Here is a 16,130-nt window from a genome sequence, read left to right as displayed (position 1 = left end):
TTAATTCACAGAACTTAGGAGAATGCGTCATGACTTATTATGTGAACAAAAAATATAAGGTTCAGGGGCTGGGGGGCAAACCCTATGATGTGACGATCCAGATCCTTCAGGACACCTGGGATAAATGTGATTCAGATGTTCAGACCGGTGTGAATAACATTTTAGCGTCGGAGCCTATTCCGTTACTGAGCGGTTCCGGTAAAGGAAACGGTATTAAACAAGAGCCAAAGGGGCTTGAGTTCCATACCCAGACTAACAAGCGGCTACAGTACCCTGGCGGAAATATTACCAAGGATAAAACCTTCACCTTTAATTCCTATGGCAAAGGATGGGGGCATTAAAAAGGAATAGGTAGATGCTGAAAAGGTTAATTCCGAGGAAGGGGCACTGAACTTGAACTGGTTCAGTCCTCATTAAGCCGTGGCGTCACGTTATCGCGTTTAATTTGTAGGAATGCGTGCTTCTGTCCCTGTGCGCAGGCGGCGGATTCAGCTTTGAAACAATGCGGAAACCGCCATTTTAACGTTGTAATCATCACTGATAATTATCGAAAAGAGGCTCCAATGAAAACATTCAAATCCTGTCTGCTACCTCTGGTATCAATATTGGGTCTGAGCGTAGTTTCTAGCCACACGCTAGCGGCGGTGTTCGTGTGCAGTAACGACGATTGCAGCAAATGGACGGCTATCACCCAGCAACAGCTTGATACCAAGTCTACCGATGGAGAAGGCACCACCATTCGCCAGACTCTCAGTCAGTCTTCCGAAGCGAGTGTTGTTAATGGGTATAACAGCACAGCCAATACTAACCTCTATCTGAAAAACAGCTTATGGCACATTGGGGGTGTCGAGCCCATAAAGGGCAAGCAGCATGTAACGGCTTACGTCTATAAATCCACAGACCTTAATACCCGTCTCAAAACCTGCCATGCTTTCTCATATAAGAAAGAGCTCAAAGGTCCTTATTACGCGACCTGCCAGTGAGCAGAAATCTGAATCTCGTAAAAAAGCACGACCTGTAAGGGCAGTTTCTTTGAGGTAACTTCTTCTGGTTATGATATCTATCTGTTTAAAAACATATTGCATAACTGGAACGATGAATTAATTAATAATTCGATGCTATTAACCCTTGGCGGGACAAAGAAAATAACCACTGGTCATACGGTCGTTGAGATTAAATTAAACGCGGTGCTGAAGATATAAATATGGCAAGTGCTCTATTTCTCTGTGTTTTATTCATGCGTTTCTAATGACTACTGTTATTAAAGCCATGTTATTAAAAACAGTATTGACACTGTTTTTAAAATCCGTAGATTGGTTACTAACAGCAGTGAATTTTCAGCCTGCTGTGATGTTAAAGACAGTGAATATGTTCTTTAACACGTATTTTGCGATACAGGTCACGAAATATTTTTGTATGGGAAATCGATGTTGAGAAAACTTCATATTCTCACTCGATGATGCTCTAAGGCCACGTAGTCAGTACCGAGAATCGCAAAAATGGGGTGAAAGCGCGATGATGTAAGGCCATGATTTTGTTTTTATTGGTTGCGATTAGGTGTTGGTTTAGTGATGTGAAAGATATCGCAACGGGAGTAAGGCCACGCATCAAAGAGTCTATATCGCGATGGGGGATGTACTTGTTAACCTGCCATATCTTTGAATGGTGATAAGGTTGGCAGACTGTTTAAATCAGTAAATATAGGGAGGTTTAGCTCATTTTAGTACCCAATATTATCTGTTATAAACGTGTACATTTGAAGCAGTACCAATAGTAGTAAATGTTATTAAGTCAATGAATGTTAAATCTTAAATCTGTAGTACCTTAAAAGCCCTGGCTAATATAGTCAGGGCTTTTATCATTTGGAACCATTGCTATATCAAGCCGTTATTTCAGGTGTTTTTGCAACTCTGCGCCTGCCTGCTCCAGCGCGGTGATGACTGTCGGCTCCTCGCTCAGCGGATTCAGCAGGCCGTAATCATGGATCATGCCGTTGTAGCGAGTCACGGTCACAGGTACGCCTGCTGCATCCAGCTTACGTCCGAACGCTTCGCCTTCATCGCGCAGTACGTCCAGTTCTGCCGTCTGAATCAATGTCTGCGGGAAGCCCTTCAACTGTTCAGTACTGGCACGCAGCGGGGAGGCTAGAATATTGTTACGGTCTGCCGCACGGGTCGTGTAGTTATCCCAGAACCACTTCATCATATTTTTCGTCAGGAAATAGCCCTTTTCGTACTGGTTGTAGGACGCGTTATCGAAGTTCGCATCCGTTACAGGCCACAGCATGACGTTATAACGAATTTTCGGTCCGCCGAACTGTTTAGCCTGTAGGGCAACAGACGCGACCATGTTGCCGCCGACGCTGTTGCCGACCAACGCCAGACGATTACCGTCCACACCAATTTCCTGACCGTGCTCGGCTACCCACTGCGTCGCTTCATAAGCCTGATTGATGGCTACAGGGAAGCGTGCTTCAGGGGACGGAGTGTAATCCACGTAAACCGCTGCGGCACCAGACGCCCTGACCAGATCGCGGATTAAACGCTCGTGAGTTGGGAAATCACCGAGCACCCAGCCGCCGCCATGGAAAAACATGAACACCGGCAGCGTACCGGATACATTTTCCGGCTTCACAATTTTCAGCTTAATAGCCTGACCGTTCACCTGGATGGTTTTTTCAGACACCTGTGCGGCTGGCAGTTTCACGCCCTGTTGCGCACCGATCAGAACCTGACGCGCTTCCTGTGGAGTCATCTGCTCTATCGGCTTGCCCTTACCGGAATTCAGGACATCAAGAAAAGCCTGTACACCAGCGGTCGGTGCAGGGGCATTGATCGGCTGCGCAGAAGCGACGGATGTCATAGATGCGAACACGGCAGAAGTCAGGATGGTGGAGACGGTTTTCATGATGTTGGCCCTTTTTAAAATTGTGTGGTTGATAGGTTCAATCGGGTTGCCTTTCATAACTTCACGATTAAATCGTATAAACAATACTTGCGTACAAGTTACTTTTGGTCAAACGTTATTTATAATTTTTTTTAAGCTTGTGAGTAACGGAGTATTTAAAATGAAAGAAAACAGTACCCTGGGTGAACTGCTGTGCTTCTCTCTGTATTCAGTCGCCAATGCACTGATCCGTCAGTATCGGCCGCTGCTGAAAGAATTCGATCTGACTTACCCGCAGTTTGTCGTCCTTCTGTCCCTATACGATCAGGACAATATTCTGCTCAAAGAACTGAGTGAGAAAACGCTGTTTGATTCCGGCACACTGACGCCGCTTGTCCAGAAACTGGAAGCCAAGGAATTTTTAAACCGGGTTGCGGTTGCGGGTGATGAGCGGATGAAAAAAGTGGTGCTGACAGACAAGACGCTTGCGTTGAAAGAACGGATCGTCGACCTGCCAAATCAGATGCGTTGCTCTATGCGTATGAAGGATGAGGATCTGAATATGCTGCGACAGCTTTCCAAGAATCTGCTGGAAGATTTATAGCTGGGTGAGGGAAAGCTCGATTTCCTATCGAGGATTCTCGAACCATCGGGTCGATCTGGCGATGCGAACGGCTCAAAAGGGATGATAAGCGGCAGATGCCACACCGACTCTCAGGTGTGGCATTGCGTGTTATTGTGCGCGAACTCGCACGCCCGCAAAAACAATCACCATTGCTGATACCAGCAATAATCCGCTGCCAGCAAACACACCGCTGGCTCCGTTGAGGTCAAATATCACCCCGCCACCTGCAGCGCCAGCCCCGATCGCAAATTGGATCGATGCTACCAGTAAACCGCCCGCGCTTTCGGCTTCGTCCGGTACGGTTGTCGCAAGCCAGGTTGACCAGCCCACAGGAACCAGACCAAACGCAAATCCCCACATCGCCACCAGCAGGCCGTCCAGCATTGCCAGATGTCCAAAGGCCGCCATGGTCAGTGCCAGAACGCCCATCACAAATGGCACCAGTGCCAGCGTCAGGCGCAAGTTTCGCGCCAGTAGATAACCGGCAATCGAAGTACCGACAAAATTGGCGAGGCCAAAGCCGAGTAAAATCAGGGAAATATTCTCGACGCTTGCCTGCCCGACGGTTTCCAGGAACGGACGCAGGTAGGTGAAGAAGGCAAAATGTCCGCTGAAGATCAGCACCGTTGCCAGCAATCCGCCGATCATGCCCGGACGGCGCAGCACGCGAAGCAGTGTTCCCAGGCTACCGCTGCTTTCCGGCTTCATCGATGGCAACACCCACAATTGCCAAAACAGCGCCACAACGCTCGGCAGAATGCAGAGGATAAAGACGTTTCGCCAGCCAATCAAACTCCCCAGATAGCTGCCAAGCGGCGCGGCAACAACGGTGGCAATCGAGACGCTGGAGAAGATCACCGCTAGCGCTTTAGGCACTTTATCCTTGGGCACAAGGCGCATCGCCGTGGCGGTGGACATGGCCCAGAATCCACCAATGGCAACGCCTAGCAGTAAACGTCCGAATAGCAACACATGCAGATTGGGGGCAAACGCCACCAGCAGGCTGGAGATGATTTGCAGCACCGAGAAAAACATCAGCACCCAACGGCGGTCGATACTTTTGGTTGCCGATGTGATGAGCAAGCCGGTCACCAGCGCGACCAGTGCCGTCGCGGTCACCGCCTGGCCTGCCATTCCCTCCGTGACGCCTAAACTTGTCGCCATCGGCGTTAATAAACTGGCCGGTAGAAACTCAGCCGTAATCAGGCCAAATACCCCCAGTCCTAGTGAATAAACGGCTCGCCAGGCGGGTTTTGCGGGCGCGATGGCCTCACTTGCCGCTATACATGAATTCATCTGTTGCTCTCTCGTTAGAAAAATGTGACAACCGTCACGAAGCATAGAGCGTTCCACACGGACGATCTATGACATATAATCTTCACTTATTGATTATTCGTCCGGAGTTGCCGTCATGACCGTTCAGTCACCCGATTTGATCAGCGAGCTTCTGCGTGGGATGCGTCTTTCCGGGGTGACATATCGCCGAATTGAAACCCATGCCCCCTTTGGTGTGGCGTTTCACTACGAGCCCGGCAGAGCGCAGTTTCATTTTGTCAGCCAGGGTACGGCGCTGCTGCGCATGGAGAGTGGCGCGACGTTTGTGCTAAAAAGCGGGGACGCACTGTTTATCCCCAACGGGAATTCGCATGCGTTGCTCTCTGATGAAAAGGCTGACGTCACGCCGGTGTCGGCATTTCCAAGCGAAGCGATTTGCAATTCGGTGTGTGCGATCGGCTGCGAACCGTGTCCTGATACCGAAAACACGGTGATTTTCAGCGGATGCATGGATTTTGAGTTGGGTGGAATGCAGCCGCTGATCAAGGCGATGCCGGAAGTCATGATGGTGAGCCGCCTGATGTCGACCTGGCCGGAAATCCATCCGATTCTTGCGGCCATGGAACGTGAGTCGATGACGCGTCAGGTAGGATTTGCCGGCATTCTGGCGCGACTGGCCGATGTGGTCGCGGCGCTCATCGTGCGTGGATGGGTTGAAGCCGGCTGTGGTAAAGCGACGGGCTGGGTACAGGTACTGCGCGACCCGCGACTGAGCCGGGCGATTTACGCGATGCATCAGCAGCCGGGCGTCAACTGGAGCGTCGCGGAGTTGGCAAAAGAGGCGGGCACCTCCCGTTCCGTTTTTGCCGAACGTTTTCTCTCTGCAACTGGCACCACACCTGCGAAATATCTCAGCGAGCTGCGCATGCGTCTGGCCGTCCAGTACATCCGTCATGAGCATCAGGCGATTGAAACGGTGGCGCTACGTCTGGGTTACGGCTCTCTGGCGGCGTTCAGCCGGGCATTTAAACGCATCGTGGGCCACGCACCGGGAGCACTGCGGGAAATCGGTCAGGCTTCTGAGGAGGTTTGATGGGGAGCAGCGTTAGAGATCATATTGGAAGTGAATGTGGCAGCTGTATCGAACGTTGTTGGCTGCGGTACCAAAAGCATCTTCACGCCGTCCGATAGGAAAGTTGCTCCCCATAGGCCGACAAAACGTAATGAGATAAGCTTTACGCAAGCTGTATAATTATTCTCCAGAGGGAATAAGGAGGGGCATCATGCCAGCAGTAAAAGATGTTTCTGCTAAACGTGTGACATTAAATTTACGTATCAAGCCTGCCGAACGCGATCTTATCGATCGTGCGGCGAAAGCCAGAGGAAAGAATCGCACTGATTTTGTTCTTGATGCTGCCCGTGCTGCCGTAGAGGAAGTGTTGATTGATCAGCGCATCATCATGGCAGATCCCGATGCTTATCAGGAATTCTTTGCCCGTTTGGATCAGTCTCCTTCGCTAAATTCCGCGCTGCGTAAAACCATGCAAATGTCAGCACCATGGGAACAGGAGAAATGATTTCCGCCCCTGAAGCACTCAATGCCGAATATGTACTTTCCCCATTCTGTTGTGGCGTGGAATATCTGAACAACTGTCTGAAACAACGGGTGATGAAAAATCAGGTCACTGGCGCATCATGAACTTTCGTCAGTTGCGATGATTCAAAAGTGTTGGCGTATTACTCATTGGCTTCCCGTGCTGTGGCAACGAATGACGCCCCCGGACGCTTTCACCGAAATATGCCCGATCCGATTCCAGTGGTAGTACTGGGACGTCTGGCGGTAGATAAATCATTGCATGATCAGGGCATTGGCCGGGCGCTGGTGCGTGATGCAGGGCTGCGGGTGATTCAGGTGGCGGATACTATTGGCATTCGCGGGATGCTGGTTCATGCGCGGTCTGAGGAAGCGCGGGAATTTTACCTGCGTGTGGGTTTTGAGCCTTCACCGATAGATCCGATGATGCTGATGGTGACGTTGGGGGATTTGGTGGGGAGATTTCTAATCTGAGAATGGCACTATGTTTGGCAATATCAAACATTTTTGTGGAACTAAAACCGGTATGCTTACAAATCCCTTACCAAAGGTTTGGAGAAATTTAGCAAAGATTGTTACATTACCAGCGATGACGCTCCCTAAAAATTGAATGACATTCTTGGCTATCTCAACGCCTTTTACTGTCGTGTCTAAACGTTTCTTACCTGTTACTGGCTCGGTAAAAAATGCTGGAACTAATTGGTTGGCTACATCTTCCCATATATCAAAATTGTACTTCTCCTTATTGGTTGGCGCTTGCTTATTGACGGCTGCACTTGCAACAAAGCGTTCCATGAGTACACGTCCAGCTTTTACTTGTTTTTTTAATCTTTTTGAGCTTCGTTGAACTGGTAAGTCTAATATTGAACCGCATCATCTATCGATAGTCCGGGAACAATGTCATATGTATCGTCTGATGCCAGTCTACCTTCTGGGACATGAATGTTTTGAAAATAGATCTCTACATCTTGAATCGCTTTTTAATTTAATATGATATCTACAGTCGTTTTTATTTTTATGTTTAATAATTTTAATTTCAAATCAAATACTTTCCTTGGTTATGTTTTATTTTGTATTGTTTTTTTCTTGCATTTGTTAATTATTTTAATGCTGGTTTTTATTTTTAATGGCTGTTTGTTATTTTATATTTTAGATTGATGTGGCAGTGTGGGTTTTTTTAGTCAATAATTGATTGTGTTGTTTTTGGGACGGTAATTAAAAAAGGTGGAACTATGATAAATTATTTTATCAAGCTTATTCCTGTATTGTTGTTGGCTGGCTGTACTACAACATATCAGCCGAGGGAACCACAATTAGTCGGCGTAGAAGCGGTCCCAGCGGTCAGTGGTTGATAATTGCTTTGTTGGTTGCCCAACGGGAGGACGTTCACAAACGATAGTCCACAATGCGTACACTCTGAACAATAATAGTGGAACAAAATTTGCAAACAAATTGGGTTGTGTATGAAATTACAAAGGCCAGTCAAGCTAGCGGTAGAGCAAGAAACTGGAAACAAGATCCTAATTTACCTGTTACTGACACCTTAGCGCCTTCAGCATATGATGGTGCTAATACTACGCAGGTTGTAGATCGAGTGCATCAAGCTCCGCTTGCAGATTTAGGTGGGGCATCAGATTGGCAATCACTAAATTATCTTTCAAACATTAGCTACTCTTCCTGCAGCGCCAACGGTCCAAATTCCGAGTGGATATTGGAAAGTTATTTTCATTGGTACTTGTCCGGATAAGGGAAAATATTCTGCGTTCCTGATGGAACAGGGTGCACCGAAAAATACTGATTTTTGCAATTATCAGGTTACGGTTGATAACATTGAACAGAAAGCAAATCCGAAGTTGACCATTTGGTCAGCGCTCCCAGCAGATATTGCAGCTATCGTAAAACCGCAAAAGGGAACGTTGGGAAAAGATGCATTTGGCTGCCCATAATACAAAACGTTAAGGGGTTACATGTCATTTGAGTCATTTAAGGTGGCTTGCTGAATTTTACACCTGATGAAATATAGAGTTTTTCATCTTGTAAAATATGCGATTTGTGAGTTAAAAAATAAAACGCATCGAAATTTAAAGCAAAGTAATAAAAGTGGTGGAGTAGTGTTTATTATATGCTTTGTCAGGATTGAAAGATTTCAAAGTATGTTAGTAGATGCATTTTTTACTTCATCGTTCGCACTGGTTTTAAATGAGATACCTGTGATTAGGAGAAAATATGGCTGATATCCGTAATATCTTAATTGTAGATAATAAACAAGGATCTACATATGTTGTACATATTAACAATCAAGAGAGAATAACTGACGTACCTATAATTGTCGATGTTGGAAAGGAAAAGTCTACTAATGGGCTTTGGGTTCCATGGTGTGATACGCCGAAGGAATTTCTTGAGGGGCATCGCATTCTGATTAAATTAAATAAGGGGCACAAGTCTATTTTATATTACATGTTTCAATCTGGAGCTAACTTGTGGTACACCATTGGCGAAGCTTGGGATACAAAACAAGTCCTTGGCGGTGATTATAATAAAGGGAAAGGTGAGTATGTGCTTAAAATCAATAAAGATGGCAGTGTTCCTGTTTTTTCAGTGAGCAAGTTGTAATAATCAAAGAAGAAAGCGCACACGGATGTGTGCTTTATTAATGTGCGTGAGGTAAAACTGGCCTGACGGTGGTATTAAAAATCGGAGGGACTACAGGATGACCATACGATGTTTTGGTGTCTCGACAATATCACTTTGTACGTCGACAAGCATTTTGTAATGACTGGTGCGTTTATTTTAATAAACAATGAATTATCTGGTCACCAGTTCCTGTTTTCATCAGCAAAAGAACTATTCTTTGCGATAAATCGGGCGATGTCTTCCATCGCTTCGCGGTTTTCCTTCTTCCACACCTCAGTTTTGATCCGATAGGCTTCTTTGCCCATGGCGTCGTCCACCAGACCAGAAATAGGTATCCCAGCAGAATTGGGACTTTGGTTGTCGGCTTTGTCCACGACAACGCTAATCCGATGTTTCATTGCAGTGTTCCTCTTTAACCAAGCGCTTTATATTTTGCAGGGATCTTAGCAATAATGCTGGCGGGATCTAGAGAAAGTAAACGGCAAAGTATGAGCCCGAATCATAGGGACGGAGGGATAGCCCTTTCGTAGAGAACGAGACCCAGTTCAGAACCCAATCCCCAAAAGCAAAAACCAGCCGTTAGGCTGGTTTCTTTAAATTAGTGGTGCCCGGACTCGGACAAACGCCGGAGGCGTTGAACAGCGCGCTTGTCGCGCTGGCCCTGAAAGGTTGAGCCGCTTGCGGCGAATAATCGAACGGTGTTCGATGGGGAGTCCACACGCCAGAAACGAAAAACCCCCGCCAAAGGCGAGGGTTAAGAATTAGTGGTGCCCGGACTCGGAATCGAACCAAGGACACGAGGATTTTCAATCCTCGTGCTGAGATAGACGCAAAAAGCTGCACATTAAACCGAGTGTGCAAAATGAAAATTTTACCCGTAATTTCGACAAAAGGTGGCGAAGGGAAGTCGACTCAAGCTGCTAATCTTGCTGGTTTTTTTGCTGATGCAGGGCTAAAGACTTTGCTTATCGATGGCGACTATTCGCAGCCTACTGCCAGCAGTATTTATGCATTGGAGCATGAGGCACCGTTTGGATTGTTTGAGCTGTTAATGCAGACAACAGATCTAAACCAGCCAGACAGCATAATTTCTCGAACAGCCATACCTAACCTCGATCTCATCATTTCCAACGATCCTGATGATCGTCTCCCCACAGCTATGCTTCACGCCCCTGATGGACGCATGCGTCTCAAGAACATCCTTCAGCATCAAAGTTTCCAGAGTTACGACGTCATCATGATTGACTCGAAAGGGGCTGCGGGCGTGATGGTTGAGCTCGTTGTTCTGGCTGCCACAGAAAATGTTGTTGGCGTGATTAAACCCATACTTCCTGATGTTCGGGAATTCATGCGTGGAACTGTGCGTCTAATGTCCCGGTTACTGGCGTTGCAGGCATACGGAATTCAGATCCCTGATATCAAAATTTTGGCCAACTGTGTTGAGAACACATCATTGGATCGTAAGACCCTGGAAGAGTTGGGCAATATCGTTTCTGAGAAGAAATACCTTCAATCCGAAAGCATAAACATTTCCATTCTTGAAACAAAAATTGACCAGCTCGAAGTCTATAAGCGTGGTCATGCCTTTGGTCAACCCGTCCACCGTCTTGAATATGTAACCGATCGCAAAAGCGCTGCGGCTGCAGTAACCATGCATAGTCTCGCTTGCGAGCTCTTCCCGCATTGGAAAGATAAGTTTGATTCCGTGTTACGGAACCAAACTGGTACAGGGGAGGTAGCCAGTGTTTAATCTTCAGTCACTACTATGCCGGAATGGCATCAGTCAGCGTGCTTTTCGACCAAACATCCATTCCGGTGTACGGATCATCCAATCGGTCGAGTTGCTTCTCGATATCCCATTGCCTGGAGCTCCATTCAGGATCGGATGCAAAAGCAGTCCAATAGTCGGTCAGCGCCAGCGACATATCTTTATCGGACATGCTTTGAATAATCTCCGGCGTCCACTGATGCTGCTTAATCAGTGCGTATTCCAATGCTTCTCGCGGGGAACTGGGGCTGAATTGCTGATGCCAGCTATGCGTCAGACGAAGCCATTCGCCCAGCCACAGCAAGCGGTAGGACATCTGAATCAGTTCTGCACCGGGATATTCCGAATACTTTTCTGCCGCCTGACGGTAAAAAAATTTGCAGCGATTTTCAAAAGCATCAATGTCGGACTGTTGTTGGTTATTTGTATTCATTCTTTTCTCCTGTTGTTGCGGATGAATATGAAATCACTGGCAGTTCCTTCTGACCGGAGTCGCCAAACTATGCGGTCAGAAAACGATCTGTCAGTAAAGGGGAGTATATCCCTAGCAACTATCAGTCCGACGCCCTTTTCAGAAGTTTACATAACCCTATTAAAAACGATGTTATTACATGGCTTTAATGTAGTTTTGGCAGGTGGTTATGCCGGGGAGGGAGCGCAATGAAGACTCTCTATAGAGCATTCTGTTCCTGCAACCACTGGCGCTATAAAGACGTTGGTGAGCAGACCGTTTTTTTTGAAACATTTTACACTGAGCATGCGGGGGAACGCGCACGCTCACTTCTGGCCAATACGTGGGGTGTTCCTGAGTCGTCAGTCATTGTTTACAACGTTTTTCCCGAAGAAGAATTGTCCCTTCTCTCCTTGGATAATACAGGGTCATCTAGTGACACGATGCTGTTTGAAACTGGCTGGAATCCGGATGCAAAACGTCCCAGTTATTTGGATGATTGGCCGTTAATGCTGGTTTCTCCCAGAACACATGAGCGTCTGGTGAAAGCATTCATGAGCATTAGCCAGATTGGCTGTGGCGGAAAGGAGGCTGAGCATGCCTAACTCCCAGACGCAACATCTTCCTTTTTCTTTGGAAGCCGAGCAGTCAGTTATCGGGGCATTAATGCTGGAAAACAACCGCTGGGATGATGTGGTTGAACGGATTGTTGCCGGCGATTTTTATAACCGGGCACATCAGCAGATATTTAAGGCTATGCAACGGTTGGTCGATAGCGGCCAACCCATTGACCTCATAACGCTGTCTGAATCAATCGAAAAAGCCCCTAATAACCTGTTTGAGTCAATTGGGGGATTTTCTTACCTCGCAGAACTGGCCAAAAACACGCCGAGTGCAGGGAATACGAATGCCTATGCTGAGATTGTCAGGGACAGGAGCCAGGCTCGTCAGTTGATCTCTCTGGGCAAAAAAATCAGCGCTGATGCCATGTCCACGGCACAGGGACGAATAAAAGTGTCTGATATTGCAGAACAGGCTGAGCAAGCGCTTTTTGACATATCGGAGCAGCGTGAAACCAAAAGTGAAACGACAGTCCAACAGGGATTGATGCTGGTTGCAAATCGGTTAGAGCGTAACTCCTCCATACTTGATGGAATAACGGGCACGCCTACGGGATATCGCGAGTTAGATAAAGAGACGTGCGGTCTTCAGGAAGCTGACTTTATTATTCTTGCTGCACGTCCTTCAATGGGAAAAACATCGTTAGGGCTAAATTTTGCTGAAAATGCGATTGAACGTATAACTGATAAATTCATATTCATATTTAGCCTGGAGATGCCAACAGAACAATTGCTTATGCGTATGGCTGCCTCTATCGCAGGTGTCGGTGTCCAGGCAATGCGCAGTGGCCAATTGAGTGATGAAGATTGGGGGAAAATATCCAATGCACTGGGGGTGATGAAATCCTGGGAAGATCGTTTGGTCATTGATGATAACAGTGATTTAACCCCATCTTTGTTACGTTCCCGCCTACGCCGCCTTATTCGTAAATATGGTCAACCCAGCCTGGTCATGATTGACTACTTGCAGTTAATGAGTTCCCCAGGCTCTGAAAACCGTACTCAGGAAATATCGGTAATTTCTCGTTCTCTCAAGTCCATTGCCAAGCATTTTAATGTTCCTTTGCTGGCGTTATCTCAGCTAAATCGTGCGTCACAAACCCGAGCTGATAAGCGACCGACCCTATCCGATCTTAGGGATGGTGGCTCTCTGGAGCAGGATGCGGACATGATTATGTTCATCCATCGTGAAGAGGCTTATGACCCGAATACCTCAGATAAAGGGTTGGCTGAAATCATTATTGGTAAACAACGCCAAGGACCTGTGGGCACCGTAAAACTTGCCTTTGATGCGCAATATACGCGTTTCAGAGAATGGCATTTAGGCTATGGAGATAAATACTGATGAATAAAAAAATAGCCTCGTTGCAACTTGGTAATGCAATGCTGCAAGGCAGTCGGGAGCCTGCAACCGCTCAGGTTTCCGCGTTGCCGGTCAATGAAATGCCAATGGTACTGACGTTGGATCAGATGTCCCCCAATCCAGATAACCCGCGTACTACGCGCAATCCCAAATATGACGAAATTAAAGAATCAATTCGTAATAGAGGCTTAGATACCGTACCTAAAGTTACCTGTGACCCCAATCTTCCTGGCATTTATATCTTTAGTGACGGTGGGAACACTCGTCATAAAATTCTGAGTGAACTATGGGAGGAAACTCGCGAAGAACGCTTCTTTCGCCACACGGTCATTTTCAAACCTTGGCCTGGCAGACTTAAGTGTGTCATTGGCCACTTGGTTGAGAACGAAGTTCGTGGTGAGCTGGCTTTTATCGAAAAAGCATTTGGTATCCAGAAGGCTCGTGGCATTTACGAAGAGCAACTAGGAAAATCCGTATCGTTACGTGAGTTGGAAATATTGTTAGCAGAAGAGGGATTGCCAACTGACAAGTCCAGCATTAGTCGAATGGAAAACACAATAACCTTCCTATATCCATATATGCCAAATTTACTTGAATCAGGGCTAGGACGGCATCAAATAAAAAGTCTTTTGTCATTGAGAACTGTAGCGGAAAGCGTGTGGTCTTCTTACTCTTTTAGAGCGACACCGTTAATGTCTTTTGAAGATGTTTTTGGTGGATGCTGCAAAAAATTTGATTCTCCGGATGACTGGTCACTGGAAATGTTCCGGGACGAGTTTATCGGTGACCTAGTCGGTGCTTTACCACACCCGTCTCTTAACTACGATCGCTGGGTAATGGAATTAGATCCGAAGGTGCGCAATCAGCGCAAACTTTTCGGCGATACCGATCCCTTACCCGCGTTCGTCCATGAGTCACCAACTGGAGAGACAAATAAGGACAAAGGGGATGATGCTGGTTCGGCTGGTTCGGAATCTGCATCCCCACCTTCCTCACAAGTTGGAAAGAATGGCGATAGACAGCATTTTTCTCCCCCCTCGTTAAACGATGCAAGTGGCGCTCATCGTCAGCATATTGACGAAGACGACGAGCATCATGATGATGAGAATGCAGAGGAATGGGAATTTCAGGGTAATGACAATGCCTTCTCCCATAGCGATAACGATAACCAGGGCAATCTTTCTGGGTTGGTAAATCGTCAGAGTGAAGGTTCAGAGAGTCAGACGACATTTTCTTCACCTTCGGATGGGCATTCGACCCAACAACTGGCCTCTTCTGCTTCTGTACTGTCTTTTGCTAAGGGAGGTCTGGAGCCCGTCTCTGATATCTGGCAGATCTCTGCGTTCCAGGATGACATCGAACACTTACAGGATAGCGCGTATCGACTGGCATTTGAGCTGGCTGAGGCTATGGGCTATCCCAACGAGATCTTGGAAGCGAAAGAGCCTCTTGATGCTGGTTATATTGCATCAAGAACCAACGCGCCATTTATTCTCTTTCTCAATGGACTCACTGGCCAGCAAAGCGATGAACCATTCAACATGTTCAGCTTTTGCCTGAATGTTATCGGCTCCGCAAACAGAGGGGATTCACCCGTTCTTGACGATACTTATACCGTGAAAATGTTACGCCTGATCCGAGTATTACGCCGTTTACGTGAACATCAGCGGCAGATCGCAATGGAACAAGCTGAGCAGTAAAGGATGGGGAAATTACGTTTAGAAAGCGGCACCTATTATGAGGTGCTGCTTAATGCACTATCCAGTGCCATAAAAGAGAAAGAGCGCCAGATACAGGATGCGTATACAGACGATGTCAGAATATTAGATCGGCGCGGTGAAATACTCAGTCGGCATGATGAATGTGACATTTTCTTAAAAACAGCGAATGAATGTACGCCGTTAATTGCTGATTTTCGGCGTATTCATGAGTATTTATTAGACAGGTATTCAGGTTGTTCAAAAAATAAATAACACGTAAATGCAGAGGGAAATTATGAGTGAAAGTTCACTACAAGTAGCAAATGTATCTCAGCCAGCAAATAACCTTCTTACCCAACTAGTGATGGACTTAAAGAGTGGCTATATACGTCGTTGTGAGTCTCTTGGACTAAAACAAGAGGAAATGCAACTACTGCAAAGTTTGACGATTGAAGACTTGCACTATATTTCCAATAGTTCCGTTTCCGTATTGCAGTTCAGCCTTCATCACGAGAATTTTTATCGTCTTGTTCAGCATGCCCGCCGAGAACAGATGCGCGTACAACGCATCGATCGTGCGTTATCACTGGGTGGTTCGATTGAACTCATGCAACACATGTTTGGATTATCCAGTCTGGAAGTCGCTAATCGGCGGCGCATTGCCGGCATTGATGTACGCCCTGGGCGTGGCGTTGTTCTGAGTGAAGAGGAAAGTGCAGCGTTATGGCAGCGTTGGCAATTGGCTACTGTAGAGAATGTCGATAGTGGCGAAGGGTTGGATGTCATGATGTTAGCCGCAGAGCAGATGGATGTGTCGTTGACGGCTGTCTGGCACGCTGTCCGGTCATGGAGTCAAACGCATCGGATGAATATTTCTGCTGAATCATCAAGAAAAACGATATCACGGTGAGGATAATAATGCGTTCTCGTTTATGCGAAATTATGCCGGGATTATATGCTCCGGCAACCGTGCCGAAATCACATTACCACAAGGCTAAGAATCAAATTAGACGCTTTCGAGAAGGAGAGCGAAATTACACCCGTCTTACGGAAAAAAACTCCAGGTATTTAAAGATTGATATCGGTCCATTCTGGAGGCTATTGAGTCGAAATCATGGTGATTCGTGGGAGTTAATGAATCACGAACGTTATAACAAAGAAATACGAAAATAATATGAGGTGGAATATGACGAAATCGAAGTATTAAAAATGAG

General features: G+C 46.7%; 18 protein-coding genes and 2 pseudogenes. 15 read left to right on the top strand and 5 right to left on the bottom strand.

Translation table 11 applies throughout. The features are described from left to right. Positions 1-29: 29 nt before the first annotated feature. Entirely contained in the window at positions 30-341 is a 312-nt protein-coding gene (locus NXT09_RS12750) for a hypothetical protein (RefSeq protein ID WP_039461835.1), read from the top strand. A 222-nt stretch (positions 342-563) separates the two neighbouring features. After that, positions 564-983, top strand: coding sequence for a hypothetical protein (locus NXT09_RS12745; RefSeq protein WP_268579923.1), 420 nt, complete (start codon positions 564-566; stop codon positions 981-983). Positions 984-1,887: 904 nt separating this feature from the next. Here NXT09_RS12745 and NXT09_RS12740 read toward each other — a convergent pair. Next, positions 1,888-2,907: an alpha/beta hydrolase gene (locus NXT09_RS12740; RefSeq protein WP_268579922.1), complete on the bottom strand. Its 1,020-nt coding sequence runs from the start codon at positions 2,905-2,907 to the stop codon at positions 1,888-1,890. 160 nt (positions 2,908-3,067) lie between these two features. Here NXT09_RS12740 and NXT09_RS12735 point away from each other — a divergent pair, with 160 nt between their 5' ends. Beyond that, positions 3,068-3,490 (top strand): MarR family winged helix-turn-helix transcriptional regulator, encoded by a 423-nt coding sequence (locus NXT09_RS12735; RefSeq protein WP_268579921.1) that lies wholly within the window; start codon positions 3,068-3,070, stop codon positions 3,488-3,490. Between the two features lie 129 nt (positions 3,491-3,619). Here NXT09_RS12735 and NXT09_RS12730 read toward each other — a convergent pair whose 3' ends face one another. Next, positions 3,620-4,807, bottom strand: coding sequence for an MFS transporter (locus NXT09_RS12730; RefSeq protein ID WP_205556498.1), 1,188 nt, complete (start codon positions 4,805-4,807; stop codon positions 3,620-3,622). A gap of 115 nt (positions 4,808-4,922) precedes the next feature. On the opposite strand from NXT09_RS12730, the gene NXT09_RS12725 reads away from it, so the two are divergent. The 3 genes and pseudogenes from NXT09_RS12725 to NXT09_RS12715 all read left to right on the top strand — a co-directional run bounded on the left by NXT09_RS12725 (position 4,923) and on the right by NXT09_RS12715 (position 6,854). Then, a complete protein-coding gene (locus NXT09_RS12725) occupies positions 4,923-5,879 on the top strand; it encodes an AraC family transcriptional regulator (protein WP_268579920.1) in 957 nt (318 codons plus the stop codon). Positions 5,880-6,069: 190 nt separating this feature from the next. Beyond that, positions 6,070-6,363, top strand: a complete 294-nt coding sequence (locus NXT09_RS12720) for a type II toxin-antitoxin system TacA family antitoxin (RefSeq protein ID WP_268579919.1) — start codon at positions 6,070-6,072, stop codon at positions 6,361-6,363. Continuing rightward, a pseudogene (locus NXT09_RS12715) lies at positions 6,360-6,854 on the top strand (GNAT family N-acetyltransferase). The gene NXT09_RS12720 and the pseudogene NXT09_RS12715 overlap by 4 nt, the downstream one beginning before the upstream one ends. On the opposite strand, the gene NXT09_RS12710 reads toward NXT09_RS12715, so the two are convergent. Further along, positions 6,846-7,175, bottom strand: coding sequence for a hypothetical protein (locus NXT09_RS12710; RefSeq protein ID WP_268579918.1), 330 nt, complete (start codon positions 7,173-7,175; stop codon positions 6,846-6,848). The pseudogene NXT09_RS12715 and the gene NXT09_RS12710 sit on opposite strands and share 9 nt — an antisense overlap. 437 nt (positions 7,176-7,612) lie before the next feature. Between NXT09_RS12710 and NXT09_RS12705 the strand changes: the two are divergent. Both NXT09_RS12705 and NXT09_RS12700 read left to right on the top strand, forming a co-directional pair. Next, positions 7,613-8,326 (top strand): annotated as a pseudogene (locus NXT09_RS12705) (DNA/RNA non-specific endonuclease). Positions 8,327-8,606: 280 nt separating this feature from the next. Beyond that, positions 8,607-8,993: a hypothetical protein gene (locus NXT09_RS12700; RefSeq protein ID WP_268579917.1), complete on the top strand. Its 387-nt coding sequence runs from the start codon at positions 8,607-8,609 to the stop codon at positions 8,991-8,993. A gap of 200 nt (positions 8,994-9,193) precedes the next feature. On the opposite strand, the gene ccdA is transcribed toward NXT09_RS12700, so the two are convergent. Then, positions 9,194-9,412 carry a type II toxin-antitoxin system antitoxin CcdA gene (ccdA, locus tag NXT09_RS12690; protein ID WP_268579916.1) on the bottom strand — a complete coding sequence of 73 codons (219 nt, stop codon included), beginning with the start codon at positions 9,410-9,412 and terminating at the stop codon, positions 9,194-9,196. Between the two features lie 464 nt (positions 9,413-9,876). On the opposite strand from ccdA, the gene NXT09_RS12685 reads away from it, so the two are divergent. Next, entirely contained in the window at positions 9,877-10,764 is an 888-nt protein-coding gene (locus NXT09_RS12685; protein WP_268579915.1) for a ParA family protein, read from the top strand. A gap of 13 nt (positions 10,765-10,777) precedes the next feature. Here NXT09_RS12685 and NXT09_RS12680 read toward each other — a convergent pair whose 3' ends face one another. Then, the gene (locus tag NXT09_RS12680) at positions 10,778-11,215 is read right to left on the bottom strand and encodes a hypothetical protein (RefSeq protein ID WP_268579914.1); all 438 of its coding nucleotides are present in this window, start codon (positions 11,213-11,215) and stop codon (positions 10,778-10,780) included. Between the two features lie 227 nt (positions 11,216-11,442). Between NXT09_RS12680 and NXT09_RS12675 the strand changes: the two genes are divergently transcribed. Genes NXT09_RS12675 through NXT09_RS12650 form a run of 6 tightly spaced genes read left to right on the top strand, consistent with a single transcriptional unit; the run spans position 11,443 to position 16,089 of the window. After that, the gene (locus tag NXT09_RS12675; protein WP_268579913.1) at positions 11,443-11,838 is read left to right on the top strand and encodes a hypothetical protein; all 396 of its coding nucleotides are present in this window, start codon (positions 11,443-11,445) and stop codon (positions 11,836-11,838) included. Continuing rightward, positions 11,831-13,198 carry an SPI-7-type island replicative DNA helicase gene (dnaB-PI, locus tag NXT09_RS12670; RefSeq protein ID WP_268579912.1) on the top strand — a complete coding sequence of 456 codons (1,368 nt, stop codon included), beginning with the start codon at positions 11,831-11,833 and terminating at the stop codon, positions 13,196-13,198. The genes NXT09_RS12675 and dnaB-PI overlap by 8 nt, the downstream gene beginning before the upstream one ends. Continuing rightward, entirely contained in the window at positions 13,198-14,916 is a 1,719-nt protein-coding gene (locus NXT09_RS12665) for a ParB family protein (protein WP_268579911.1), read from the top strand. The genes dnaB-PI and NXT09_RS12665 overlap by 1 nt, the downstream gene beginning before the upstream one ends. A gap of 3 nt (positions 14,917-14,919) precedes the next feature. Further along, complete coding sequence (locus NXT09_RS12660; protein WP_268579910.1) at positions 14,920-15,189, top strand: hypothetical protein; 270 nt, start codon at positions 14,920-14,922, stop codon at positions 15,187-15,189. Between the two features lie 22 nt (positions 15,190-15,211). Beyond that, complete coding sequence (locus NXT09_RS12655; RefSeq protein WP_205558534.1) at positions 15,212-15,826, top strand: DUF2857 domain-containing protein; 615 nt, start codon at positions 15,212-15,214, stop codon at positions 15,824-15,826. An 8-nt stretch (positions 15,827-15,834) separates the two neighbouring features. Then, positions 15,835-16,089, top strand: coding sequence for a ParE family toxin-like protein (locus NXT09_RS12650; RefSeq protein ID WP_072013554.1), 255 nt, complete (start codon positions 15,835-15,837; stop codon positions 16,087-16,089). The last annotated feature ends 41 nt before the right edge of the window (positions 16,090-16,130 follow it).

Source organism: Pectobacterium jejuense (genome assembly GCF_026800125.1).
Lineage (GTDB): Bacteria > Pseudomonadota > Gammaproteobacteria > Enterobacterales > Enterobacteriaceae > Pectobacterium > Pectobacterium jejuense.
Note: the sequence above shows the minus strand (reverse complement) of the source record. Positions and strands in the feature narration are given on the sequence as shown.

Excerpts from the sequence above, each read along its gene's own strand:
- NXT09_RS12750 (WP_039461835.1), top strand. The coding sequence starts at position 30 with ATGACTTATTATGTGAACAAAAAATATAAGGTTCAGGGGCTGGGGGGC.
- NXT09_RS12745 (WP_268579923.1), top strand. The coding sequence starts at position 564 with ATGAAAACATTCAAATCCTGTCTGCTACCTCTGGTATCAATATTGGGT.
- NXT09_RS12740 (WP_268579922.1), bottom strand. The coding sequence starts at position 2,907 with ATGAAAACCGTCTCCACCATCCTGACTTCTGCCGTGTTCGCATCTATG.
- NXT09_RS12735 (WP_268579921.1), top strand. The coding sequence starts at position 3,068 with ATGAAAGAAAACAGTACCCTGGGTGAACTGCTGTGCTTCTCTCTGTAT.
- NXT09_RS12730 (WP_205556498.1), bottom strand. The coding sequence starts at position 4,807 with ATGAATTCATGTATAGCGGCAAGTGAGGCCATCGCGCCCGCAAAACCC.
- NXT09_RS12725 (WP_268579920.1), top strand. The coding sequence starts at position 4,923 with ATGACCGTTCAGTCACCCGATTTGATCAGCGAGCTTCTGCGTGGGATG.
- NXT09_RS12720 (WP_268579919.1), top strand. The coding sequence starts at position 6,070 with ATGCCAGCAGTAAAAGATGTTTCTGCTAAACGTGTGACATTAAATTTA.
- NXT09_RS12710 (WP_268579918.1), bottom strand. The coding sequence starts at position 7,175 with ATGGAACGCTTTGTTGCAAGTGCAGCCGTCAATAAGCAAGCGCCAACC.
- NXT09_RS12700 (WP_268579917.1), top strand. The coding sequence starts at position 8,607 with ATGGCTGATATCCGTAATATCTTAATTGTAGATAATAAACAAGGATCT.
- ccdA (WP_268579916.1), bottom strand. The coding sequence starts at position 9,412 with ATGAAACATCGGATTAGCGTTGTCGTGGACAAAGCCGACAACCAAAGT.
- NXT09_RS12685 (WP_268579915.1), top strand. The coding sequence starts at position 9,877 with ATGAAAATTTTACCCGTAATTTCGACAAAAGGTGGCGAAGGGAAGTCG.
- NXT09_RS12680 (WP_268579914.1), bottom strand. The coding sequence starts at position 11,215 with ATGAATACAAATAACCAACAACAGTCCGACATTGATGCTTTTGAAAAT.
- NXT09_RS12675 (WP_268579913.1), top strand. The coding sequence starts at position 11,443 with ATGAAGACTCTCTATAGAGCATTCTGTTCCTGCAACCACTGGCGCTAT.
- dnaB-PI (WP_268579912.1), top strand. The coding sequence starts at position 11,831 with ATGCCTAACTCCCAGACGCAACATCTTCCTTTTTCTTTGGAAGCCGAG.
- NXT09_RS12665 (WP_268579911.1), top strand. The coding sequence starts at position 13,198 with ATGAATAAAAAAATAGCCTCGTTGCAACTTGGTAATGCAATGCTGCAA.
- NXT09_RS12660 (WP_268579910.1), top strand. The coding sequence starts at position 14,920 with ATGGGGAAATTACGTTTAGAAAGCGGCACCTATTATGAGGTGCTGCTT.
- NXT09_RS12655 (WP_205558534.1), top strand. The coding sequence starts at position 15,212 with ATGAGTGAAAGTTCACTACAAGTAGCAAATGTATCTCAGCCAGCAAAT.
- NXT09_RS12650 (WP_072013554.1), top strand. The coding sequence starts at position 15,835 with ATGCGTTCTCGTTTATGCGAAATTATGCCGGGATTATATGCTCCGGCA.